This is a genomic window from Streptomyces sp. NPDC004284 (genome assembly GCF_042874035.1).
Lineage (GTDB): Bacteria > Actinomycetota > Actinomycetes > Streptomycetales > Streptomycetaceae > Streptomyces.
The window spans coordinates 14,342-35,972 of the sequence record NZ_JBIAMJ010000024.1; the positions used below are offsets into that span (position 1 = coordinate 14,342).

Annotated in this window: 18 protein-coding genes; 11 read left to right on the forward strand and 7 right to left on the reverse strand. The window is 73.4% G+C overall.

What is annotated here, in order from left to right; all coding sequences use genetic code 11:
* Positions 1–23: 23 nt before the first annotated feature.
* Both ACFYUS_RS36535 and ACFYUS_RS36540 read right to left on the reverse strand, forming a co-directional pair.
* The gene (locus ACFYUS_RS36535) at positions 24–716 is read right to left on the reverse strand and encodes a sigma-70 family RNA polymerase sigma factor (protein WP_388862156.1); all 693 of its coding nucleotides are present in this window, start codon (positions 714–716) and stop codon (positions 24–26) included.
* A 133-nt stretch (positions 717–849) separates the two neighbouring features.
* The gene (locus ACFYUS_RS36540; RefSeq protein WP_388862158.1) at positions 850–1,533 is read right to left on the reverse strand and encodes a hypothetical protein; all 684 of its coding nucleotides are present in this window, start codon (positions 1,531–1,533) and stop codon (positions 850–852) included.
* Positions 1,534–1,765: 232 nt separating this feature from the next.
* Here ACFYUS_RS36540 and ACFYUS_RS36545 point away from each other — a divergent pair, with 232 nt between their 5' ends.
* The 3 genes from ACFYUS_RS36545 to ACFYUS_RS36555 all read left to right on the forward strand — a co-directional run bounded on the left by ACFYUS_RS36545 (position 1,766) and on the right by ACFYUS_RS36555 (position 4,730).
* Positions 1,766–3,136, forward strand: a complete 1,371-nt coding sequence (locus tag ACFYUS_RS36545; RefSeq protein ID WP_388862160.1) for a nitrate/nitrite transporter — start codon at positions 1,766–1,768, stop codon at positions 3,134–3,136.
* On the forward strand, positions 3,129–4,202 hold the full coding sequence (locus ACFYUS_RS36550; protein ID WP_388862162.1) for a sugar ABC transporter permease: 1,074 nt from the start codon (positions 3,129–3,131) through the stop codon (positions 4,200–4,202). Before ACFYUS_RS36545 ends, ACFYUS_RS36550 begins: the two co-directional genes overlap by 8 nt.
* A gap of 141 nt (positions 4,203–4,343) precedes the next feature.
* A complete protein-coding gene (locus ACFYUS_RS36555; RefSeq protein ID WP_388862164.1) occupies positions 4,344–4,730 on the forward strand; it encodes a VOC family protein in 387 nt (128 codons plus the stop codon).
* A 64-nt stretch (positions 4,731–4,794) separates the two neighbouring features.
* Here ACFYUS_RS36555 and ACFYUS_RS36560 read toward each other — a convergent pair whose 3' ends face one another.
* Together ACFYUS_RS36560 and ACFYUS_RS36565 are read right to left on the reverse strand one after the other, a co-directional pair.
* Entirely contained in the window at positions 4,795–6,750 is a 1,956-nt protein-coding gene (locus tag ACFYUS_RS36560; RefSeq protein WP_388862166.1) for an amino acid transporter, read from the reverse strand.
* Between the two features lie 179 nt (positions 6,751–6,929).
* Positions 6,930–8,627: a sigma-70 family RNA polymerase sigma factor gene (locus ACFYUS_RS36565; protein WP_388862168.1), complete on the reverse strand. Its 1,698-nt coding sequence runs from the start codon at positions 8,625–8,627 to the stop codon at positions 6,930–6,932.
* 247 nt (positions 8,628–8,874) lie between these two features.
* Between ACFYUS_RS36565 and ACFYUS_RS36570 the strand changes: the two genes are divergently transcribed.
* Together ACFYUS_RS36570 and ACFYUS_RS36575 are read left to right on the forward strand one after the other, a co-directional pair.
* Positions 8,875–9,615 (forward strand): class I SAM-dependent methyltransferase, encoded by a 741-nt coding sequence (locus ACFYUS_RS36570; RefSeq protein ID WP_388862170.1) that lies wholly within the window; start codon positions 8,875–8,877, stop codon positions 9,613–9,615.
* Positions 9,616–9,815: 200 nt separating this feature from the next.
* A complete protein-coding gene (locus ACFYUS_RS36575; protein ID WP_388862172.1) occupies positions 9,816–11,168 on the forward strand; it encodes a diacylglycerol/lipid kinase family protein in 1,353 nt (450 codons plus the stop codon).
* 17 nt (positions 11,169–11,185) lie between these two features.
* On the opposite strand, the gene ACFYUS_RS36580 is transcribed toward ACFYUS_RS36575, so the two are convergent.
* The 3 genes from ACFYUS_RS36580 to ACFYUS_RS36590 all read right to left on the reverse strand — a co-directional run bounded on the left by ACFYUS_RS36580 (position 11,186) and on the right by ACFYUS_RS36590 (position 13,968).
* On the reverse strand, positions 11,186–11,791 hold the full coding sequence (locus ACFYUS_RS36580; protein WP_388862174.1) for a histidine phosphatase family protein: 606 nt from the start codon (positions 11,789–11,791) through the stop codon (positions 11,186–11,188).
* A gap of 55 nt (positions 11,792–11,846) precedes the next feature.
* Positions 11,847–13,007 carry an agmatine/peptidylarginine deiminase gene (locus ACFYUS_RS36585; RefSeq protein ID WP_388862176.1) on the reverse strand — a complete coding sequence of 387 codons (1,161 nt, stop codon included), beginning with the start codon at positions 13,005–13,007 and terminating at the stop codon, positions 11,847–11,849.
* Between the two features lie 382 nt (positions 13,008–13,389).
* The gene (locus ACFYUS_RS36590; protein ID WP_388862298.1) at positions 13,390–13,968 is read right to left on the reverse strand and encodes a TetR/AcrR family transcriptional regulator; all 579 of its coding nucleotides are present in this window, start codon (positions 13,966–13,968) and stop codon (positions 13,390–13,392) included.
* A gap of 163 nt (positions 13,969–14,131) precedes the next feature.
* Here ACFYUS_RS36590 and ACFYUS_RS36595 point away from each other — a divergent pair, with 163 nt between their 5' ends.
* From ACFYUS_RS36595 to ACFYUS_RS36620, 6 genes are all read left to right on the forward strand, one after another.
* Positions 14,132–15,820 (forward strand): serine/threonine-protein kinase, encoded by a 1,689-nt coding sequence (locus ACFYUS_RS36595; RefSeq protein ID WP_388862178.1) that lies wholly within the window; start codon positions 14,132–14,134, stop codon positions 15,818–15,820.
* A gap of 128 nt (positions 15,821–15,948) precedes the next feature.
* Positions 15,949–17,112 (forward strand): agmatine deiminase family protein, encoded by a 1,164-nt coding sequence (locus tag ACFYUS_RS36600; RefSeq protein ID WP_388862180.1) that lies wholly within the window; start codon positions 15,949–15,951, stop codon positions 17,110–17,112.
* A 75-nt stretch (positions 17,113–17,187) separates the two neighbouring features.
* Positions 17,188–17,769 (forward strand): TetR/AcrR family transcriptional regulator, encoded by a 582-nt coding sequence (locus tag ACFYUS_RS36605; protein WP_388862182.1) that lies wholly within the window; start codon positions 17,188–17,190, stop codon positions 17,767–17,769.
* Between the two features lie 231 nt (positions 17,770–18,000).
* Positions 18,001–18,696, forward strand: coding sequence for an urease subunit gamma (gene ureA, locus ACFYUS_RS36610; RefSeq protein WP_388862184.1), 696 nt, complete (start codon positions 18,001–18,003; stop codon positions 18,694–18,696).
* Positions 18,693–20,429 (forward strand): urease subunit alpha, encoded by a 1,737-nt coding sequence (locus ACFYUS_RS36615; protein WP_388862186.1) that lies wholly within the window; start codon positions 18,693–18,695, stop codon positions 20,427–20,429. The genes ureA and ACFYUS_RS36615 overlap by 4 nt, the downstream gene beginning before the upstream one ends.
* Before the next feature lie 165 nt (positions 20,430–20,594).
* Positions 20,595–21,611: an agmatine/peptidylarginine deiminase gene (locus ACFYUS_RS36620; protein WP_388862188.1), complete on the forward strand. Its 1,017-nt coding sequence runs from the start codon at positions 20,595–20,597 to the stop codon at positions 21,609–21,611.
* Positions 21,612–21,631 lie beyond the last annotated feature (20 nt).

The window sequence follows — 21,631 nt, forward strand, 5'->3', positions numbered from 1 at the left end:
CGGCTCTTCCGTCGTTCTCCGGGTCAGACGAGGACCGGCGAGGCGTGCATCCGGTGCTGCCCCGGCACGGAGTCCTCCTCGACCGGAGCCCGCTCCTCGCCGGCGGTCAGGGCCGCGACGAGGGACGCGCGGGCCCGGGCGACCCGGGACCGTATCGTGCCGACCGGACAGCCGGTGGCCTCGGCGGCCTCCGCGTAGGAGAGGCCGAGGAGCTGGGTCAGGACGAAGGCCTCGCGGCGCTCCGCCGGGACGGCCGCGAGGAGTTCCGCGAGGGCGATGCCGTCCTCGAAGCCGGGGAGCCCGCAGGGCTGCGCCCGTTCCGCGGCCGTCTGCCAGTCGTCCTGGTCCGAGAGCCGGGGCCGGGCCGCCGCGCGCCGCAGGCTGTCCACGACCGTGCGGCGGGCGATGGAGAGCAGCCAGGTGCGGGCGGAGGAACGCCCCTCGAAACGGGGCAGCGCGGTGAGCGCCCGCAGGAAGACCTCCTGGGTGAGGTCGTCCGCCGCCTGCCGGTCGGCGCTGAGGTACGCCACGTACCGCCAGACGTCCCGGTGCAGCGCCCGCACGAACAGATCGGTCTGGGAGGGCGAGCCGTCCCGGGCGGCCAGCGCGAGACGGGTCGTCGCCGCGTCGCTCTCGGGCGAGGGCAGGGTGCGCGCAGAGCTTGTGCGCGCGTTCACAAGGGTGTGGTGGGCAGGGGTGTTCCGGGCACGGGTCATCGCTGAAGGTCCTTACGGGGCAAGAGGGGTCCGGCGCGCCGACCGGGCGCCGCCGGTGAGTCGTACGGCCCGCCGCGGGGCAGGCCGATGCCCGGGGCGAGGAACGGGCCCTTCGCCCTCGGGGATCCGGCTGTCAGAAGACAGCGATCACCCGGGGAGGCCCTCTGGTGAGCAGCGCGCGTGCGAGGAGGAGACGCCGGGGAACCCGCCCGCCACCGGACCGTGCGCGCCGGACGCGCGGCCGGTCCACGGCGGCGGGAAACACCGCGAGGAGCAGCCGCAGCGGCCGGAAGACCCGTGCGGGCACGGTGCGCAGCAGCCGGAACACGGCCCGCTCGCCGTGCGCGAGCCAGAGTCCGCTGAGCAGCGCGGCGAGGAGGTGGGCCGCGAGCATGCCGGCCGAGGAGGTCGAGTCCGTCATGTCGTGGCCGGCGGACGCGGAGCCCTGTCCCATGGCCGCGTGGCCCATGGCGGCGTGCGCCATAGCCATGTGATCCATCGTCAGGCCGCCGTTGCCGGTGCCGGACATCGTCATGCCGGCCATGCCGGCGTGGTCCATGGTGGCGTGACCCGTCGCCGGCACGGCGGCGGACGCCTGAGACCGCGAGAAGGTCAGGTGCAGCACCGACTGGAAGGCGACGGCGGCGGAGGTCACGGCCAGGAGCCCGCGTTCACGCCCGCCCAGGGCCCACGCGCCCACCGCCGTGCCGACGAAGGCCGCCCCCAGCGTCCCTGCGGGCACGGCGCGGCCCGACATGAGGATGTGGCCGATGGCCGCGAGCAGCACGCAGACGGCCGCGAACAACGCGGCGCGCACGGCTCGGGAACATCGGCCTGGTGTCATGGCGCGCCCATCCTTGCACCCCTTTCGCAGGCGTGCGGGCGGGCCTCGCCACCGCGGCCGCCCCCTCGACCTGTCCGGCACATGCCTACGCGAGATGTGGCGCGTCCCACAAGACCGCCCCGGGAACTCCCGTGCCCTGCGGGCCGACTTCTCCGGCTGACGGCCGGGGAGTTCGGGCCGTGGCCGTCACGGGAAGGGGAGGCGTGTGGGGACCGAGGGAGCGTCGGCTCCGGCCGGAGCGGGGGCGTCGCCCGGGCGCGGCGGAGGCGCGGGCCGGGGTGGCGGTACGGGCCGGAAAAGCGGCGTCGGCCGGGGTGGCGGCGTCGGCCGGGGTGGCGGTACGGGGCGGGAAGACGGCGTCGGGCGGGGCGGCGGTGCGGGCCGGGAAGGCGGCGCCGGCCGGAGCGGCGGCGCCGGACGGGGGCTGACCGCGCTGCTCACGGTCGCCATGGCCTTCTCGATGATGCAGCTCTACCTCCTCGGCGTGCTCGGGCCCCGCCTCGTCGACCGGCTCGGCGTCTCCGAGACCGAGTTGGGGCTGACGACGACCGTCGGGTTCGGGACGGCCGCCGTGCTCTCGCCCGCGGGCGGCCGCATCGTGGACCGGGTCGGCCCGCGCCGCTCCCTGGTCGCACTGCTGGCACTCTCGGCGGCGGCGCTCGGACTCATCGGCGCGGCGCCGGGTGTGGGTCTGCTGCTGGCCGCCGTCGCGCTCGGCGGTGTGCCGCAGGCGCTGGCCAACCCGGCGACCAACAAGGCGATCCTGGCCGCCGTGCCCGCCGCGCGGCGCGGCGCGGTCACCGGGACGAAGCAGTCCGGGGTGCAGCTCGGGGCCTTCGTCGCCGGACTCCCGCTCGCGACGGCCGCGGGTCTCGTCGGCTGGCGGGGCGCGGTCTGGGCGGCGGCCGGGGCGGCGCTGCTCGCGGCGGCGTGGGCGTGGCGGACGCTGCCGGCGGACCCGGTGGCGGACCCCGGGGCGGTGCGGGGGAGGGCGGGGGAGCGAGGGGGCGGGCCGGTGGTGTGGCTGGCCGGGTTCTCGCTCTTCCTGGGGGCGGGGATCGCGTCCGTGAACACGTACCTCGTGCTCTTCGGCGTCCAGCGCCTCGGCATGGGCCCGGCGGTGGCGGGCGCGCTGATCGCCGTGCTCGGCGTGGCGGGCATCGCGGGCCGGATCGGATGGGCGCGGGCCGCCGTGCCGGGCCGTGCCGAGTGGCTGCCGGGAGGGCTCGCGGCCGGTGCGGTGGGGGCGGCGGCGCTCCTGGTCGCCGCCCCGTACGCGGAAGCGCTGGTCTGGGCGGCCGCCGTCGCGGTGGGCGTCTTCGCGGTCTCCGGCAACGCCGTCTCGATGGTCCTCGTCATGCAGCGTTCCGCCCCGGGCCGCGCCGGGCGGGAATCGGCGCGCGTGGCCGCCGGGTTCTTCGCCGGATTCGCCCTGGGGCCGCCGCTGTTCGGGCGGCTCGCGGAGAGCGGCCGGTACGGGACCGGCTGGGTCCTGGTGGCCGCCGAGTTCGCCGTGGCCGGGGCGGTCGCCCTCGCCTGGGCGATCGGGGACCGTCGCCGGAGGGGCCGTGCGTGAACTCCATTGGGCAGACGAGGCGTTGGACACGGTGCTCCGGCGGGTCGGCGAGACGGCGCGGCAGGTGGGGGAGCGGTTCCCCCTGTACGCGGACCCCGCCGACGGGCACTGGACCACGACCGGCCGGGGCTCCTGGGCGGGCGGGTTCTGGGCCGGGCTGCTCTGGCTGCGGGCCCGCCGCACGGGAGCGCCCGCCGACCGCGCGGCGGCGGCCGCGTGCACGGCCCGGCTCGCACCCTGGACGGAGGCGGACACCGCGACCCGGGGCCTGATCCTCTGGTACGGAACGGCACTTGGCGACGGAGGCCCTCTGCGTGCGCGGGCGGCGCGGTCCGCGCTCGCCGCGTACGACCCGGCCCTCGGACTCGTCCCCTGGGGAGCGGCCCTCGGCGGCCCCCGGTCCCGCGCCCGCGCGGACGGGGTCCCCGGCCTCGTACCGCTCCTCGCCTCCGCCGGGACCGGGGGAGAGACGGTGGCGGCCGGTCACCTCCACCGCCACCTCGACCTCTGCCTCGACGGCTCGGACACCGGACGTCCCCGCCCCTCCTGGGAGTTCACCGAGGCGACCGGCTGGCAGGCCCACCCCGAACCGGAGCCCGGCTGGACCCGGGGCGAGGCCTGGCTGCTCCTGGCCGTCGCCGACGCGCTGCTCCGCGCCCGGACGCCGGCATGGCGGCCGAAGAGACTGCACGAGTCCGCACAACTGCTTCTGGAGCAAGGTGAGTTCCTCACCGGCACCTTGGTTCCGCCCGCCCTCGCCCGGTACCCGGACGGGCCGCTCGACACCTCGGCCGCCGTGATCGGCGCGGTCGCCCTGCTGAAGCTGGCGCTGCTGCCCGGACCGGAAGCCGCGACGTACCGCACGCGCGCCGAGGACGTCCTCCGCCACCTCGTCCGGACCCACCTCACCCCGCCGGGCACACCGCACCCGGCCGGGATGCTCCGCGACGGCTGCTACGACATGACCTCGGGCACGGCCGTCCGCCACGCGCTCGTCTGGGGCGACTTCTTCCTGGCCCTCGGCCTCGCCGCCCTGCGCGGCCACGTCGACCTCAGGCGGGTGTAGAGCGCCGGGGGAGTCGTGCGCGGGGCGTGTCGGGCCGCCGCGGGCGGGCGGGCAGGTGGTTACGTGGCGCGGACGACCCCGACCCCCTTGGGCCCCTCGTGACGCGGTGGCTCAGGGCCGTACCCCCCCGAGGAGAACGCCATGCGGATCCACGTGACCAGTGTCTTCGTCGACGACCAGGACAAGGCCCTCGACTTCTACACCGAGAAGCTGGGCTTCGTGAAGAAGGCGGAGGTCCCCCTCGGCGACTACCGCTGGCTGACGGTCGTCTCGCCGGAGACCCCCGACGGCACCGAACTGCTCCTGGAACCCGACGCGCACCCCGCCGCCAAGGCGTACGCGAGCGCCCTCGTCGCGGACGGCATCCCGGCCACCTCCTTCGCCGTGGACGACGTCCGGGCCGAGTACGAGCGGCTGCGCGCCCTCGGCGTCCGCTTCACCCAGGAGCCGACGGAGTCGGGCCCGATCACCACGGCGGTCCTGGACGACACCTGCGGCAATCTGATCCAGATCGTCCAGCTGCCCTGAGCGCCGGGCGGTCGTCGTCGACGACCGCCCGGCGCCGTCTTCGGCCCCTCCTCGTCTCCGCCGGTCAGCCGACGTGGACGCGGGGGCGGCGGTCGCGGTCGGCCTCGGCCTCGCGGAGGACCTCGCGGGTGACGGGGGCGATCTCGCCCTGCCCGAAGAGGAAGAAGCGGAGGAAGTTGGCGAAGGGGTTGCCCTCGGTCCACTCGAAGTAGATGTGCGGGCGGACGCCGGTGAGGTCGCGGGCGTGGAGGAGGAGGGCGGCGAGGGCGTTGGGGATGGACGAGGACTCGACGGTCAGGACGCGGTAGCGGTCGTGGAGGACCTCGCCGCGTACGGTCAGTCCGGCCTCGAACTCGGAGGGGTCGGTGACGGTCACCTCGATGAAGACGAAGTCCTCGGTGCCGGGGAGGTCGTTGTCGGCACGGATCTGGTCCTTCTTCGCCCGGTACTCCTCGGCGTCCCGCTTGTCCGGTTCGTTGGCGATGAAGCGGGGGGTGCGGCGGGAGATGTCCTGGATGAAGCGTTCCGCCATCTCGTCGAGCTCGATGTGGGTGACGCGCAGTTCGAAGGCGCGGCCGAGCCGGGACAGCAGCGAGATGAGGATGATGCCGGCGATGAAGCAGGCACCGATCTTCACGCCGTCGGGGCGCTCGATGACGTTGACGACGGTCGTGTAGAGGAAGACGGCGGAGATGGCGGCGAAGCCGATCGTCCAGCGCTTCTGCCCGGCCTTGCGGGCGGCGATCGTCACCGCGATGGCGGCCGAGCAGATGAGGACGAGGACACCCGTCGCGTAGGCGCCGCCCTGCGCGTCGACGTCGGCGTCGAAGATCCAGGTGACCAGGAAGGCGACGAGGGTGAAGACGATGACCATGGGGCGCACGGCGCGGGCCCAGTGCGGGGCCATGCCGTACTTGGGCAGGTAGCGGGGCATCAGGTTGAGCAGGCCGGCCATGGCGGAGGCGCCGGCGAACCAGAGGATGGCGATGGTGGCGACGTCGTAGACGGTGCCGAAGGTGTTGCCCAGGTACTCGTGCGCGAGGTAGGCGAGCGCGCGGCCGTTGGCGTTGCCGCCGGACTCGAACTCCTTCGCCGGGATGAGGACGGTGGTGATGAAGCTCGTGCAGATCAGGAAGACGCTCATGATCAGCGCGGCCGTGGTGAGCAGCTTCTTGGTGTCCCGGATGCGGCCGGCGGGCTTCTCCTCGGTGTCGCCCGGGTCGCCCTGGACGTGGGGCATGACCGCGACGCCGGTCTCGAAGCCGGACAGGCCGAGCGCGAGCTTCGGGAAGACGAGCAGGGCGACGCCGACCATGGCGAAGACGTTGCCGTGCTCGGCGGTCAGGGCGGCGGTCCAGTCGGTGACGACATGGCCCTCGGTGATCACGTGCCACAGGCCGGTGACCACGACGACCGCGTTGAGCGAGAGGTAGATGCCGACCAGGACGACGGCGACGCCGATCGCCTCCAGGAATCCCTTGAGGAACACCGCGCCGAGCAGGGCGATCAACACGAGCGTGATGATCATCTGCTTGTCGTGCAGCGCCGATTCCAGGTGCGGGTTCTCCACGAGGTGGGTGGAGGCGTCGGCCGCCGACAGGGTGATCGTGATCAGGAAGTCGGTCGCGGCGAAGCCGAGCAGGGTGAGGACGAAGAGCTTGCCCTTCCAGAAGGACAGCAGCCGCGACAGCATCGCGATCGAGCCCTCGCCGCGCGGGCTCTCCTCCGCCACCCGCCGGTAGACGGGCAGCGCGCCCACCAGGGTGACGATCACGAGCACGATCGTCGCGATGGGGGAGAGCAGCCCGGCGGCCAGGGCCGCGATGCCGGGCTGGTATCCGAGGGTCGAGAAGTAGTCGACACCGGTCAGGCACATCACCCGCCACCAGCGCTGCCCCTGGTGCCCGGCGTCCGGCGCCGTCTCCTTGGGCCGGGAGGGCTTGCCCTTGCCCATGTCGGACAGCCCTTCCAGCATCCACGCGCGCAATCGGGCGGAGCGGGCGTCGCTTGTGGTGGCCATCGGGTGTCCCTGGGGTGTCGGCGGGTGTCGATTTTCGGCCATCAGTACGGATGGCCGGGCAAGCCTAAGCAGACGTCGAGCCGCCGATCGGTGGTCACGCGTCAGGGAAGCGTCAAGATCCCCCTGTCGGACGTCGTACTTGTCACACCGGAGGCCCTTGCCGGGACCGGCCCCCGGCCTCAGCGGCTGCCGAAGGCCTGCGTCCAGTAGGGGCCGCCGGAGGTGTGGAGGCCGATGCCGATCTCCTTGAAACCGCAGTTCAGGATGTTCGCCCGGTGGCCGGGACTGTTCATCCAGGAATCCATCACCTGTGCCGCGGTGGTCTGGCCCTTCGCGATGTTCTCGCCGTACGACGCCCACGCGTAGCCGGCGGCCGTGATCCGCTCGCCGGGGCCGTCGCCGTCGGGGTTGGTGTGGTCGAAGAAGTCCCGCGCGGCCATGTCGTCGGAATGCCCCTGGGCGGCCTTGGCCAGCAGGGGGTGCTCGGTCAGCGGGCCGCAGCCCGCTTCGGCCCGCTCCTGGTTGACCAGGCCGATCACCTGCTGCGCGACGGAGCCGGAGCCGGGACCGGTCGTCGTCTGCGCGCGGGTGGGGGCGGGCGCGGCCGTGGGGGCGGTCGTACGCGCCGGCCGGGGCGGTGCCGGCGGCGAGGTGCGGGAGGCGGCCGGCGCGGGGCGCGAGGGTCCGGGGGTCCTGCGGGCGGTCCTGGATGCCGTCGGCGAAGGGGCGGCCGGGGAACGGGTGGCCGAAGGGGAGGCGGTCGTCGGGGATGCGGTGGGCTCCTGCGAGGCGGGCCGGCCGGCGCCGGCGGTCGCGGCGAGGGTCGCGCCCCGGGCCTCCGTGCCCTCGTCGGGGCCGGTGGTCAGCAGGAAGGCGCCGCCGGTGACGGCCACCACGGCCATGCCCGCCGCGACGACGGCGCGCCTGCGGCCCTGCCGCCGCTGCCGACGCCGCCGACGGGCGGCGCGGGAGCTCCGGGCACCGGGACCGGCGGCGGACCCGGCCCCGGCGCGGTGCCGCGCGACGGCGGCCCGGGCGCTCATGGGCGCTGTCTCTGTCGCTGTCGCCGCGGCGGCAGCGAAGCCGGCCCGTTCCCGGAGGCTCGCGAGGAGCAGCGCGGCCGGGGGCACCAGGAGCAGCCCGGCGAGCAGCCCCTCCGCCGGTACGAGCCCGCTCCACAGGCCGGCGCAGTGGGCGCACGCGCGCGCGTGCCGGGCTATGCGCTTGCGCCAGAGGGCGGACGGACGGCCGTCCCAGGTCTCGGTCTCGTACCGCAGGGCGGGGCACGGCGGGTTCTGCGACAGGGCCCGTACGACGACCCGCGCGGCCTCCAGCCGGTCCTTCATCCGCTGGACCCGCACCGCGGTGTGCTGCGGCGACAGCCGGAGGGCGGAGGCCACCTCGTGGCGGCTCAGCTCACCGGCGCATTCCAGCCACCACAGGGAGAGCAGCTCCCGGTCGTCCGGCTCCATCCAGCGGCCCGCCTCGGCGGTCTCGCGCCGCTGCCCGGACAGGTTCAGCCGGACCACGGCGAGCTCGGCGAAGTCGGCGCCCGGCTGCGCGACCTCGCGGGCGTCGTCGAGGCCGCCCGCGGGGAGGCCGGCCCGCTGCCGCCGGTGCCAGTGGCCGCGGACGCCGTTCACGGCGATGGCGACCAGCCAGGACCTGAAGCTGTCCGGGGAGCGCAGGTCGCCGAGCCCGGCGAGCGCCCGCAGCATCGTCTCCTGCACGACGTCGTCGACGTCGTGGTGCCCGTTCATCGCCCGGCCCACGATGTTGTAGACGAGGGGCAGGTGGAGCGCGAGGAGCCGGTCCTGTGCCCGCGGGTCCCCGCTCTGTGCCGCCCTGGCCAGTTCCGTACCGTGCTGTGCGCCCATGCCCTGAATCACCCTGTCCGTTTCCGCTGCCGTCGACCGTCGACACAGGGGAGATCACGGGGACGCGGCCGGATAACAGGAATCCGCGGAGGAGATTCCGGGAACCTCCGCCTCCCGTAGAGGAGGCCAGGGCGCCGCCCCGGTCTTCGTGGCTTCCGCCAGTACGGGGTTCCGCGCCGGTCCGGCAAGACTGCCGGGGCACGACGGACCACCAGGCACATGACCGAGCACCGGGGAGGACAGCGCGATGAGCGTGCAGCAGTACGACGAGATCGGCGAGGCGTTCGAGGGGTTCAAGTCCCTGCCGTTGACCCGGTACGGGGAGGTGCCCAGCTTCCTGGCCCTCGTCGGCGACGTGAAGGGCAGGTCGGTCCTCGACCTCGCCTCCGGCACCGGTTTCTACAGCAGGGAGCTCATGCGGCGCGGCGCCGCCGAGGTGCTCGGCATCGACATCTCGGGCGAGATGGTCGCGGCGGCGCAGAGGTTCGAGGACCGCGAGCCGCTGGGCGTGCGCTACGAGGTGGGCGACGTGTCCGAGCTGCGCGCCCTCGACCGGCGCTTCGACATCGCCCTCGGGGTCCAGCTGCTCAACTACGCCCCGGACATCGCCGCCATGGAGCGGATGTGCCGCAACGTGCACCGGAGCCTGAACCCCGGCGGCGAGTTCCTCGTGCTCGCGCAGAAGCCCGACTACCGCTTCGACGGGCCGTCCCCGGCCAAGTACGGCTTCCTCTGCGAGGCGACCGGCGAGGAGATCGAGACGGGACCGCGCGTCCGGATCACGGCGCTGCTCGACCCGCCGATCTCGTTCGTCGGCACCTGCCCGCGACGCGAGGTCTACGAGGACTCGCTGCGGGCGGCCGGATTCGGCGAGCTGACCTGGGTCCCCCTGGAGGTGTCCGAGGCAGGCGTCCGCGAGTTCGGCGCGGACTTCTGGGCGGACTGCCTCGACAACCCGCCCTTCGAGCTGCTGCGCTGCCGCGCCTGACGGAGCGGAGGCGACGACCGGCCGCCGGCCTCCCGCGATCGAGTCCCCTTCATCGGGGAGTCCCCTTCGTCGGCGAGCCTCCTTCATCCGCACGGCCCGGCCGGGATGCCCGACCGGCCGGGTGCGTGCAGGCTGGTGTCTCGGACCGTGCTCGCGGTCGAGCATCGCGAGCCGCACACCATGAAGGGGGACCGGACACCATGGGCGGAACGGGCAGGACGGGCCCTGACGGAGGACGGGCCGCGCGGCTGCTCGCGCGTCTGGCCCTGCTCGCGGCGGTCGGTTCGCTGGTCGTCCTCCTGCTCGCGCTGGGCGACGGCGGCCTGCTGGTGGTCGGGGCCGGGTTCCTCGGCCTCGTCCTCTGCGCCGTCGGCATCTGGTGGTTCGTCGCGCACCGGGGCGCGGTGCGCTTCCTCGGGGCGCTCCTCGCGGTCGCCGCCCCCGTCGGCGTCGTCGTCCTCTTCGTCCACGACGGTCTGTGGCCGATGGCGCTGGCCCTCGCCCTGTGCTGGGCCGCGACGCTGGCCTGCGCACGGGCCGCGCTGCGCAGATCGCGTCCGGACCGGCCGACGCGGGCGGTCCAGGCGCCCCCGCCGAAGCGCCCGGTCCTGATCATGAACCCGAAGTCCGGGGGCGGGAAGGTCGGCCGCTTCGGTCTCGTCGACCGGGCGGAGGGGCTCGGCGCGCGGGTGATCCTGCTCGACCCGTCCGCCCCGGCCGACGTCGCCGAGCTGGCCCGCGGGGCCGTGGCCGAGGGCGCGGACCTGCTCGGCGTCGCGGGCGGCGACGGCACCCAGGCGCTGGTCGCGGCGGTCGCCGCCGAGCACGACCTGCCGTTCCTGGTGATCTCGGCCGGCACCCGCAACCACCTCGCCATGGACCTCGGTCTCGACCGCTCCGACCCGGCGCGGTGTCTCGACGCGCTGACCGACGGCGAGGAACTCCGGATCGACCTCGGCGACGTCGACGGCCGGCCCTTCGTCAACACCGTGTCCTTCGGTGTCTACGCCGACGTCGTGCAACGCCCCGAGTACCGCGACGACAAGGCGGGCACGATCCTGGCCCTCATGCCGGACCTGCTGCTCGGCGACGGCGTGCGACGGCTCGACGCGCGGATCGACGGCACACCGCTCTCGTCCCAGCAGGCCCTGCTCGTCAGCAACAACCCGTACGTCTCGCCCGACGAGTTCAGCGGCGGCGGCCGCCGGCCCAGCCTCGACGACGGCGAGCTGGGAGTGCTAGGGATCCGGGTGGAGGACGCGGCGCAGGCCGCCGACCTGGCCGTACGGGGTTCCCAGTCCACGGGCCTCACCGTCCTGACCGCACACCGCGTCGAGGTGACGGCCGATACGGAGGAGATCCCGGTGGCGGTCGACGGCGAGGCGCTGCGGATGCCCACCCCGGTCGTGTGCACGCTGCGCCCGGGCGTGCTGCGGGTCCTGGTGCCGCGCGACCGCCCGGGCGTCCCCGCGTCGGTGCCGCCCGTCCGGTGGCGGCGGATCTTCGACCTCGCGTTCGGCCACACGGACGGGACGGCGGAGGCGTCGCCGTAGCGGACCCGGCCCCGGCGTCACGCGCGGGGGAGGGGGCGCTGGTTCCAGCCCGCGACCACCGGCAGCCCGTGCTCCGTCGACAGCCGGCCGACCGTCGCCGTCGTCAGCAGGAACAGCCGTCCGTCGGACGCCGGCAGGCCCAGGTACCGGGCGGTGAGGACCCGCAGCAGATGCGCGTGCGCCACCAGCACACCGTCCTGACCGGAGCCCGCGAGGAGCGGCGCGACGCGCGCCAGGACCCGGTCGGCCCGCCGCCCCACGTCCTCGGCGGACTCGCCCGGCCGCCCGTCGGGGTGCGGAGGCACGCCGTCGCGCCACAGCGACCAGTCCGGCCGGGACTCGTGGATCCGGGCCGTGGTCAGCCCCTCGTACCCGCCGTAGTCCCACTCGCACAGGTCCTCGTCCGTCCCGCCGTCCCGCAGCCCGGCCAGCTCGGCCGTGTGCCGGGCCCGCCGCAGCGGGCTGCTGAGCACGAAGGCGAACGACCGGCCCGCGAAGGACGGCGCGAGCGTCCGCGCCTCCGCCTCGCCGTCCGGAGTGAGCGGCAGATCGGTACGGCCGGTGTGCCGCCCGGTGGCGCTCCACTCCGTCTCACCGTGACGGATCAGCAGGAGGTCACCCATGACCCACCGCTCCTTTCGCTCCGGCCGGCTCCCGGCCCGCTGACGCGCATCGCGGCTAGTCGACCGGCTTGCCGGGCTGGTCGTGGGTGGAGCAGTGGATCCCGCCGCCGCCGGTGGCGATGGTGTCGATGTTCAGCTGCACGATGTCCCGCTTGGGGAAGTGCTCCTGGAGGATGCCCCGGGCGCGGTCGTCGGCCTTCCTGTCGCCGAACTTCGGCATGTAGACGGCGTCGTTGCCGATGTAGAAGTTGGCGTAGGTGGACAGGAAGTCGTCGCTGTAGCCGGTGATCCGGTCGGGGTCGGGCTGCGGGAGGTCGATGACCTCGAAGCTGCGGCCCTGGGCGTCGGTCGCCTCGCTGAGCACGGCCTTGGCCTGGTCCGAGGAGCGCGACCAGGAGTCGGCCGGCATGCCCGGGAAGGCCCGGTCGAGCAGGATCACGCCGGGCGCGGTGAACCGGACGAGGCTGTCGACGTGGGCGTCGGTGATGTCCTCGCCGCGTACGCCCTTCAGCCAGATCACCTTCTCCATGCCGAGGAGCTCCTTGAGCTCGGCCTCGATCTGGGCGCGGGACTTCCCGGGGTTGCGGTTGTCGTTGACGATCGAGCTCTCGGTGATCAGGAGCGTGCCCTCGCCGTCCGTCTCGAAGGAGCCGCCCTCGGCGACGAGGGGCGCCTGGACGCGGGGGACCCCGTACTTCGACAGCAGCTTCCGGCCGACCTGGGCGTCGTTGGCGTGGGTCTGCTTGTTGCCCCAGCCGTTGAAGTTGAAGTCGACGCCGTGGACCTTCCCGGCCTCCTCGACGAACACGGGGACGATGTCGCGGGCCCACAGGTCGTCGACGGGGAGGGGGATGACCTCGACACCCTTGCCGCAGGCCTTCTGGGCGGCGGCCATCTGTTCCGGGCGGGCCATCATCACGACGTACTCGTACTCCGAGATGGCCCGTGCGACCCGGGCGATGTCCTGGCGCACATAGGGGAGGTCGTCCTCCCACACGGACTCCAGCGCGGGCCACGACATGAAGGTGCGGGCGTGGCTCTCCCACTCGGCGGGCATACGGATCTCCTCGTCGGTTCCAGAGGCCGGACCGGTGGTGCCCCCGGCTCCGGACGGGCCGGATTCGCCGGGGCCGCAGGCCGAGGCGCCGAGGGTGAGCGCACCGATTCCGGCGAGCACGCGCAGAGCCGAGCGGCGGGAGGGGTGGAGGGCTGACATCGGGGTCTCCGATCGTGAGGGGCATGGACCGTGGCTCTGCTCCCGTGAACAGGGTGCACGCACGATCCTCTGAATCACCGGCTCGCCGGGCCGGGGAGGACCTTCGTGTCGCCACTCTGACACTGACTGAAAATTCAGTCAAACTGGCGAAGATGCTTCCGCCCGCAGGTCCGCGCCGGGCGGCCGCTGTCGACGCCCGTCGTCGGCGGCCGTCGTCAGGGGCCGTTTCGGCGGTCGTTGCCGGCGGCCGCCGTGGGTCCCTCGTCGGTGACCTCCATCGGCGGTCCTCGTCGGCGGTCCCTCGTCGGTGACCTTCATCGGTGACCTTCGCCGGTGGTCCTCGTCGGCGGTCCTTGCCGGTGGTCCTCGTCGGCGGCTCTCGTCAGTGGCCGAGTCGTTCGACCTCGGCGGAGACCGCCTCCTTCACCAGCTCGCGGGCGTGGTCCAGCGGCAGCGCGCCGCTGAGCCAGCGGCTGCTGAGGCCTTCGAGGAGGCCGGTGAGCCTCTCCGCGGCCGCCGTGAGGGCCGGTGCGGGAGCCGACGGCCGGATGCGGCCCAGGAGGTCCGCGACGTCGTGGATCCAGGTCAGCGTGGCTCTGGCCAGATCCCCGCGCAGCTCGGGCTCGAAGATCGCGCTGGCGCGCAGCTCGCCCCAGGCCGTGCTGTTCTCGCGGACCTCGGGGAGGTCCTGGAACTCCAGCAGCAGGGACTGCTCCAGCTCCGCCAGGGCGTCGTGCGGCCCGTCGGGGCCGTCCTCGTCGGACGTGTACCGGTCGGCCCGGTCGCTGATGAACTCCAGGGTGTGGCGCAGGACGCCGGCCCGGTCCTTGAAGTGGTAGTAGATCAGCGCGGTGGACACCCCGGCCTCGGTGGCCAGTTCCTCCATGCGCAGCCCGCGCACTCCCCGTCGGGCTATGACCCGGGCGGCGCCTTCCAGGATGGCCCTTCGGCGGTCCGTGATGGCCCTTCGGCGGTCCGTCGCCACGTGATCCCCCTCGTGAGTGGTCTGAACCAGCAGTGTCGCATATTGACTGAATCTTTAGTTAGAGCCACTATGCGTCAGTCGGATCGGTCGCTCGTTCGACACGCGCCCTTCGTTCCACCTCGTCGAAAGAGCCCACCGCATGTCCGCTCAGCTTCCAGCCGCACAGCCCGCTCACGCCCACGCGGCTCTGACGGCCGACGACCCCCGGGAAATCGGCGGCTACCGCCTCCAGGCCCGGCTGGGCTCGGGCGGCATGGGCGTGGTGTACCTGGCGCACACCCCCGGCGGCCGTCCGATCGCCCTGAAGGCGGTGCGGGAGGAGTTCGCGGGAGATCCCGAGTTCCGCCTGCGCTTCGCCCAGGAAGTGGCCAGCGCCGAGCGCATCCACGGCCTGTTCACCGCGCAGGTGGTCGCGTCGGGCGTGGACGCCCCGACCCCGTGGCTCGCCACCGCCTACATCCCCGGTCCGTCCCTGCACCAGGTGGTCCAGCGCCACGGCCCGCTCCCGGTGCGGACGGTGCTGCTGCTCATGGCGGGCGTCGCCGAGGCCCTCCAGGCGATCCACGGCGCGGGCGTCGTCCACCGCGACCTCAAGCCCGCCAACGTGCTGATCGCGGAGGACGGGCCCCGCGTCATCGACTTCGGCATCGCGCGTGCGGCCGATGCCGTCGCGCTGACCGGGGCGGGCCTGAGCATCGGTACGGCGGCGTTCATGGCCCCCGAGCAGGCACTGGGCCGGCCGGTGTCCCCGGCCACCGACGTCTTCGCGCTCGGCGCGCTCATCGCGTACGTGGCGAGCGGTGAGAACCCCTTCGGGGCGGGGCCGGACTCGGCCGCCCTGTACAGGGTGGTCCATGAGCGGCCCGACCTCGCCCGCGTACCGCACGACCTGCGCGAGCTGCTGGCCTGGTGCCTGGCCAAGCGGCCGGAGGACCGCCCCACGACGGTGGACCTGATCGCCGCCGTCCACGCCCATCCCCTGGTGGGGGGCCGCCCGGAGTTCGCGGAGGGCTGGCTGCCCCAGTCGATCAGCAGCGAGGTGGCGGGAAGGGCGCTGCGCCCGGCACCCGTCCACGCACAGCCCACCCTCGCGGTCCCGGCCCCGGCCCCGACCCCGGCCTCAGTCCCCTTCCCGGCACCGGCACCGGCACCGGCACCGGCCTCGACCCCGGCCCCGTTCCCGGCCTCGACCCCAGCCCCAGCCCCAGCCCCCTTCCCGGCTCCCTTCGCGGTCCCGGCCTCAGCCCCGGCGTTTCCGTCTCCGGGGTCCGGCGCCGTCGACGCTCCGGCCGAGCCCTCCCGGCGCCGGGCGCGGAAGGGCCGGCGGCGCCTGATCGTGGCGGCCCTCGCCGTGCTCGCGGTCCTCGGGGCGGCCGGGGGAGCCGTCCGTCTCCTCGATGCCCGGGCCGGGACCGACGACGCCGGCTACGGCCCGTCGTACCCCCCGGCGGACTCCTATGTGTCCGGCGGCAAGGAGGTGGAGCTGACCCTGCCCGACGACACCTACGAATTCGACCTGAAGTCCGGGAAGGTCGTTCCCGCGGACACCGCCGCCTGGTACCTGGCGCGCGACCGGTCGGAGTTCGTCCTGCCCGAGGACAGCGACGCCTTCGTCTCCCCGGGGGAGGAGCTCACCCCCGCCGACTGCGTGCGGGGCATCGACACGGAGCCGGTCACCCGGATCGCCTTCGCGGACCTGGCCGACGAGCGGCCCTTCTGTGTCCGCAGCTCCGACGGGCGGGGCCTCGTCGTCGTACGGCTGCTGGAGGCCCAGGACGGTGGCGGGCCGGTCACGGCGGCCTTCGAGCGCTATCGCAGCGATCGGTAGGAGCGATCCGTAGCGGCGATCGGCAGGAGCGATCGGCGAAGGGATGGTCCCGAAGTGATCATTGACTGAATTTTCAGTCTAGGGAACGATGCGGGGAACACCCACCCCCTCCTTCGGATAGGAGTCCCATGGACACGTCCACGACGTCCCGACGCCGGCTGCTCCAGCTCGGTGCCGCAGCCCTCCCGCTCGCGGCCCTCGGGTCGGCGCTTCCCTCGGTCGCCCGCGCCGCCACCGCTCCCTCGGGCGCCACGCTGCGGATGCCCGTGGAGCACGACCCCCACGTGCGCACCTTCATGGCCTGGCCGGCGCTGTCCTCGGTCTGGTACCCGTACCTCAGCGGCGTGCGCAACGACATCGCGCGCGTGGCCGACGCGATCTCCCGCTACGAGCCCGTCGTGGTGCTCGCCCGCCCCGAGCAGGCGGCCGACGCGCGGTACCTGTGCGGAGCCGGCGCCTATTACGGCATCGAGGTCGTCGAGATAGCCAACGACGACCTGTGGATCCGGGACTTCGGCCCCACCTTCGTGGTCGCCCCCGGCGCCGTCGCGGGCGTGGACACCAACTTCAACGGCTGGGGCAAGACCGGCACGAGCTACTACCAGCCCTACGCCAACGACGCCGCGGCGGCCGCGACCCTCCTCGGCCGGTACGGCGTCCCGCGCGTGCAGGCCGGGTTCGTCGGGGAGGGCGGCTCGCTGGAGACCGACGGCCAGGGCACCCTGCTCGCCACGGTCAGCTCGCTCGTCAACGCCAACCGCAACCCGGGCATGACCCAGGACCAGGTCGAGCAGGCGCTGAAGTCGGCGCTCGGCATCGACAAGGTCATCTGGGTGCCCGGACTCGCCGGCCAGGACATCACCGACTGCCACATCGACTGCCTGGCCCGCTTCGTCGCACCGGGACAGGTCATCCTCGACCAGCCCGGCCCCGGCACCGACCCCAAGTGGGTCGCCGTCTACAACGAGACCAAGCGGATCCTGCTCGGCGCGACCGACGCGCAGGGCCGCCGCCTGACCGTCACCGAGCTCCCCGGCCCGGACCGCCGCTTCATCCGCGGCAAGAACAGGGGCGCCGCCTTCCTGTCCAGCTACACCAACTACTACACCGCCAACGGCGCCGTCATCGCCCCCCAGTTCGGCGACAGCTCCGCCGACGCCGTGGCGTACAACATCCTCGCGGCCGCCTACCCCGGCCGGACCGTCGTGCAGCTCGACATCGACAACATCGCGACCGGCGGTGGCGGCATCCACTGCGCCACCCAGTCGCAGCCGGTCGCGCCTCCCGCGTAGGGCCGCGGAGGACCGGCCGGCCCCTCGTCAGGGCCGTGATTCCGCCGACCGGGCGGGCCCGGTAAGGTTCGGGCCATGGCGTCTCGCAGCACTCAGATCCTCGAAGCCGCCGCCCGGGTGATCGCCCGGCGCGGGGTCCGCGGCCTGCGCGTGGAGGAGCTCGCCGCCGAGGCGGGGGTGTCCACGGCGCTGATCTACTACCACTTCAAGGACCGCGCCGGGATCCTGAGCAAGACGCTGGAGTTCATCAGCGACCGCGCCGAGCGCTACACGACCGACCGCGATCCGGACGCCGAACCGCTCGGCCCGCGCGAGGAACTGGAGCAGACGCTCCTCCTCGAACTCCAGGACACGACCGAGGTCAGGGAGAACAGCACCGCCTGGGGCGAGTTGCGGGCCAGTGCCGTCTTCGACGACCTCCTGCGCGAGGACCTCGCGCGGTCCACCCTCGTCTGGGTGCAGGAGGTGGCGGCGCTCCTCGGCCAGGTCAGGCCGATGGCGCCGGCCGTCGCCCTCACGGCGTCCGCCGAGCGGCTCACCGCCCTCCTGGAGGGCCTCAGCATGCGCTGGCTCAGCGGCACGCTCCAGATCTCCCACGCCCGGACCCTGATGAACGAGGCCATCGACACGGAGATCGAGCGGCTCGGCCGTCCGTGACGCGGTTCCTCCCGGCGCTTCCCCTCGCATGACCTGACAGGTCGTACGGCTCATCACCGGCTCGCTCGCTGATGAGCCGTACGACCACACCTACAACCTTGACTGATATTTCAGTCAGTGTGAGAGTGGGTGCCCTGCACCCCTCCCCATCCTTCATTGCACCCCTCCCACCCTTCATGGAAAGGACAGGGACACCTTGCGTGTGACCAGGCCCTTCACCCAGGGGGCGACATGCCCCTGACTCCCACCGAACGGGACCGGCTGCTGCTCTTCACGGCCGCCGAACTCGCGCGGACGCGCCTGGGGCGCGGGCTGCGGCTCAACGTGCCGGAGGCGACCGCGCTGATCGCCGACACGGTGTGCGAGGCCGCGCGAGACGGCCTCCACCTGGCCGAGGCCCTCGACCGGGGCCGCAGCGTGCTCGGCCCGGACGACGTGCTCCCCGGCGTGACCGACGTCGTGACCGAGATCCAGGTCGAGGCGGTGTTCGACGACGGCACCCGACTGGCCGTCATCAGCGCCCCCTTCGGCGACGTGGAGCACGACGACGGCGCCCCCGGGGCCGTACTGCCCCACACGGACACCCTGCCGGAGCCGGAACCGGTGCTCACCCTGCCGGTGCGCAACACGGCCGCGGTCCCGGTCAGCGTGACCTCGCACTTCCACTTCTTCGAGGCGAACCCGCGCCTCGACTTCGACCGGGCCGCCGCCTACGGCATGCGGCTCGCCGCCCCGGCCGGATCGTCCACGCGGTTCGACCCCGGAGCCGTCGTGGAGGTGGGACTCGTACCGATGGGCGGGGACCGGATCGCCATCGGATTCGCGGGCTTGGTCGACGGGCCGCTGGACGCGCCCGGCGCGAAGGGCGAGGCCCTGAAGCGCGCCGCCGCCTGCGGCTACCTCGGAGCGGAAGGGGCGGAGCGATGAGCAGGCCCACCAGACACGCCGACCACTGCGCGCCCGGCGACAGCCGGCACATCGACCCGCAGGAGTACGCCACCGTGCACGGCCCCCGTGCCGGTGACCGGGTCCGGCTCGGCGACTCCGGGCTCGTCGTCCGGGTGGAGTCGGACGCGCAGGCGTACGGCGACGAGTTCCTGGCCGGCTTCGGCAAGACCGCCCGCGACGGCCTCCACCTCAAGGCCGCGGCCGTCCGGGACACCTGTGACGTCGTCATCAGCAACGTGCTGGTCATCGACGCCGTGCAGGGCATCCGCAAGGTGTCGATCGGCATCCGCGAGGGCCGGATCCACGCGATCGGGCGGGCCGGCAACCCCGACACCCTCGACGGCGTCGACGTCGTCGTCGGCACCGGCACGACGATGATCCCGGGCGAGGGCCTCATCGCCACCGCGGGCGCGATCGACACCCACGTCCACCTGCTCTCCCCGCGGATCATGGAGGCGTCCCTGGCCTCCGGCGTCACCACGATCATCGGCCAGGAGATCGGGCCGAGCTGGGGCGTCGGCGTCAACTCGCCCTGGGCCCTCGGGCTCGGGTTCCACGCCTTCGACGCCTGGCCGGTCAACATCGGCTTCCTCGCCCGCGGTTCCGCCTCCGACGAGGCGCCCCTGGTCGAGGCGCTCGCCGAGGGCGGTGCCTGCGGCTTCAAGGTCCACGAGGACATGGGCGCCCACACCCGCGCCCTCGACACCGCCCTGAGGGTCGCCGAGGAGCACGACGTCCAGGTCGCCCTCCACAGCGACGGTCTGAACGAGTGCCTGTCCGTCGAGGACACCCTGCGCGTCCTCGACGGCCGGACGATCCACGCCTTCCACATCGAGGGCTGCGGCGGCGGACACGTCCCCAACGTCCTGAAGATGGCGGGCGTGCCGAACGTCATCGGCTCCTCCACCAACCCCACCCTGCCCTTCGGCCGGGACGCCATCGCCGAGCACTACGGGATGATCGTCTCCGTCCACGCGCTCAAGACCGACCTCCCGGGCGACGCCGCCATGGCGCGCGACCGGATCCGGGCCGGGACGATGGGCGCGGAGGACGTCCTGCACGACCTCGGCGCGATCGGGATCACCTCCTCCGACGCGCAGGGCATGGGCCGCGCGGGGGAGACCGTCCGGCGTACGTTCGCGATGGCCGGGAAGATGAAGGCCGAGCTGGGCCCGCTGGAGGGCGACGGCGCGCACGACGACAACGCCCGGGTGCTGCGCTACATCGCCAAGCTCACCCTCAACCCCGCCATCGCCCACGGCCTCGCGCACGAGGTCGGCTCCATCGAGGTCGGCAAGATGGCGGACATCGTGCTGTGGCGCCCGCCCTTCTTCGGCGCGAAGCCGCAGATGGTCATCAAGAACGGCTTCCCCGCCTACGGGGTCACCGGCGACCCGAACGCGGCCACCGACACCTGTGAACCGCTCGTCCTGGGCCCGCTGTTCGGCGCCCACGGCGCCGCCCCGGCCGAGCTGTCCGTCGCCTTCGTCAGCCGCGCCGCCGTCGAGCTCGGCCCGGACGCGATGTCGACACGCCGCCGCAGGGTGGCCGTACGGAACACCCGCGGTATCGGTCCGGCGGACCTGCTGCACAACGCCCGCCTGGGACAGGTGGACGTCGATCCGCGCAGCGGGCTCGTGACCCTCGACGGCGATCCGATGCGCTCCGAACCCGCGCAGCAGGTCTCGCTGAGCCGCCTGTACTTCCTCTGACCCCGGTCGACCGGCCGAACCTCCAAAACCATGTCACTTCCCTTGACTGAATTTTCAGTCGAGTGAAGGATGCTGTTCACACCGCGTACCCGTCCCCCGCGCTTCCGCCCGGCCGAGCCGGCCGCCGCCGACGGGTACTTCTGGCGAAACGAAGAGAGACCCGTGATGACTGCATTCCGTATGCCCGCCGAGTGGTCCGAACACGAGGGATGCCTCATGGCCTGGCCCGTCCGTGAGGACCTGTGGGGCAGTGTGCTGGACGACGTCAAGGAGGAGTACGCGAACGTCGCCCGCGCGATCGCCGAGTTCGAGCCGGTGACCATGGTCGCCCCGCCCGGTCACGGAGAGGACGCCCGCACGCGGTGCGGCCGGGGGATCACCGTGGTGGAGCTGGCGCAGGACGACTCGTGGTTCCGCGACTCCGCGCCCCTCTTCGTGCTCGACGGCGACGGCAACCGCGCCGGAGTGGACTTCCGCTTCAACGCCTGGGGCCGCAAGCACAGCCCGTACGACTCCGACGACCGGGTCAGCGGACTCCTCCTGGAGCACCTGGGCGTCGAACGCATCCCCTCCGGCATGATCCTGGAGGGCGGGGCGATCACGGTCGACGGCGAAGGCACCCTGATCACGACCGAGCAGTGTCTCCTGCACCCCAACAGGAACCCCGGCATGAACCGGGACGAGATCGAGGCCGAGCTGAAATCCCAGCTCGGGGTCGACAAGGTTGTATGGCTGCCGTACGGCGGCCTGCTGGACACCGAGACCGACGGCCACGTCGACGGTGTCTGCGCCTTCGCCGCCCCGGGTGCCGTGGTCGTCTCCCTCCCGGACGACCCCGAGCACCCGGACTACGCCCGGATGCGGGCCAACCGCGCCGTTCTGGAGGCGACCCGGGACGCCCGCGGCCGTCGGCTGGAGATCATCGACGTCCCCCAGACCGCGTTCGCCGAGATGGGGGGCGGACCGGTCGAGGTGTCGTACCTGAACTACTACGTCGCCAACGGCGGCGTCGTCGTCCCGGTGGCCGGGCTGCCCCAGGACGAGGCGGCGCTCGCCGTGATCGCCTCGGCGTACCCGGGCCGCAAGGTCGTCCCGGTGCGGGCGGTCGCGATCGCGTTCGGCGGGGGCGGTGTGCACTGCATCACGCAGCAGATCCCCGCCGCACGCCCCTCCGCCGCGTAGACGCGTAGAGCGCGGCCCCG

Excerpts from the sequence above, each read along its gene's own strand:
- ACFYUS_RS36535 (WP_388862156.1), bottom strand. The coding sequence starts at position 716 with ATGACCCGTGCCCGGAACACCCCTGCCCACCACACCCTTGTGAACGCG.
- ACFYUS_RS36555 (WP_388862164.1), top strand. The coding sequence starts at position 4,344 with ATGCGGATCCACGTGACCAGTGTCTTCGTCGACGACCAGGACAAGGCC.
- ACFYUS_RS36560 (WP_388862166.1), bottom strand. The coding sequence starts at position 6,750 with ATGGCCACCACAAGCGACGCCCGCTCCGCCCGATTGCGCGCGTGGATG.
- ACFYUS_RS36565 (WP_388862168.1), bottom strand. The coding sequence starts at position 8,627 with ATGGGCGCACAGCACGGTACGGAACTGGCCAGGGCGGCACAGAGCGGG.
- ACFYUS_RS36570 (WP_388862170.1), top strand. The coding sequence starts at position 8,875 with ATGAGCGTGCAGCAGTACGACGAGATCGGCGAGGCGTTCGAGGGGTTC.
- ACFYUS_RS36575 (WP_388862172.1), top strand. The coding sequence starts at position 9,816 with ATGGGCGGAACGGGCAGGACGGGCCCTGACGGAGGACGGGCCGCGCGG.
- ACFYUS_RS36580 (WP_388862174.1), bottom strand. The coding sequence starts at position 11,791 with ATGGGTGACCTCCTGCTGATCCGTCACGGTGAGACGGAGTGGAGCGCC.
- ACFYUS_RS36585 (WP_388862176.1), bottom strand. The coding sequence starts at position 13,007 with ATGTCAGCCCTCCACCCCTCCCGCCGCTCGGCTCTGCGCGTGCTCGCC.
- ACFYUS_RS36595 (WP_388862178.1), top strand. The coding sequence starts at position 14,132 with ATGTCCGCTCAGCTTCCAGCCGCACAGCCCGCTCACGCCCACGCGGCT.
- ACFYUS_RS36600 (WP_388862180.1), top strand. The coding sequence starts at position 15,949 with ATGGACACGTCCACGACGTCCCGACGCCGGCTGCTCCAGCTCGGTGCC.
- ACFYUS_RS36605 (WP_388862182.1), top strand. The coding sequence starts at position 17,188 with ATGGCGTCTCGCAGCACTCAGATCCTCGAAGCCGCCGCCCGGGTGATC.
- ureA (WP_388862184.1), top strand. The coding sequence starts at position 18,001 with ATGCCCCTGACTCCCACCGAACGGGACCGGCTGCTGCTCTTCACGGCC.
- ACFYUS_RS36615 (WP_388862186.1), top strand. The coding sequence starts at position 18,693 with ATGAGCAGGCCCACCAGACACGCCGACCACTGCGCGCCCGGCGACAGC.
- ACFYUS_RS36620 (WP_388862188.1), top strand. The coding sequence starts at position 20,595 with ATGACTGCATTCCGTATGCCCGCCGAGTGGTCCGAACACGAGGGATGC.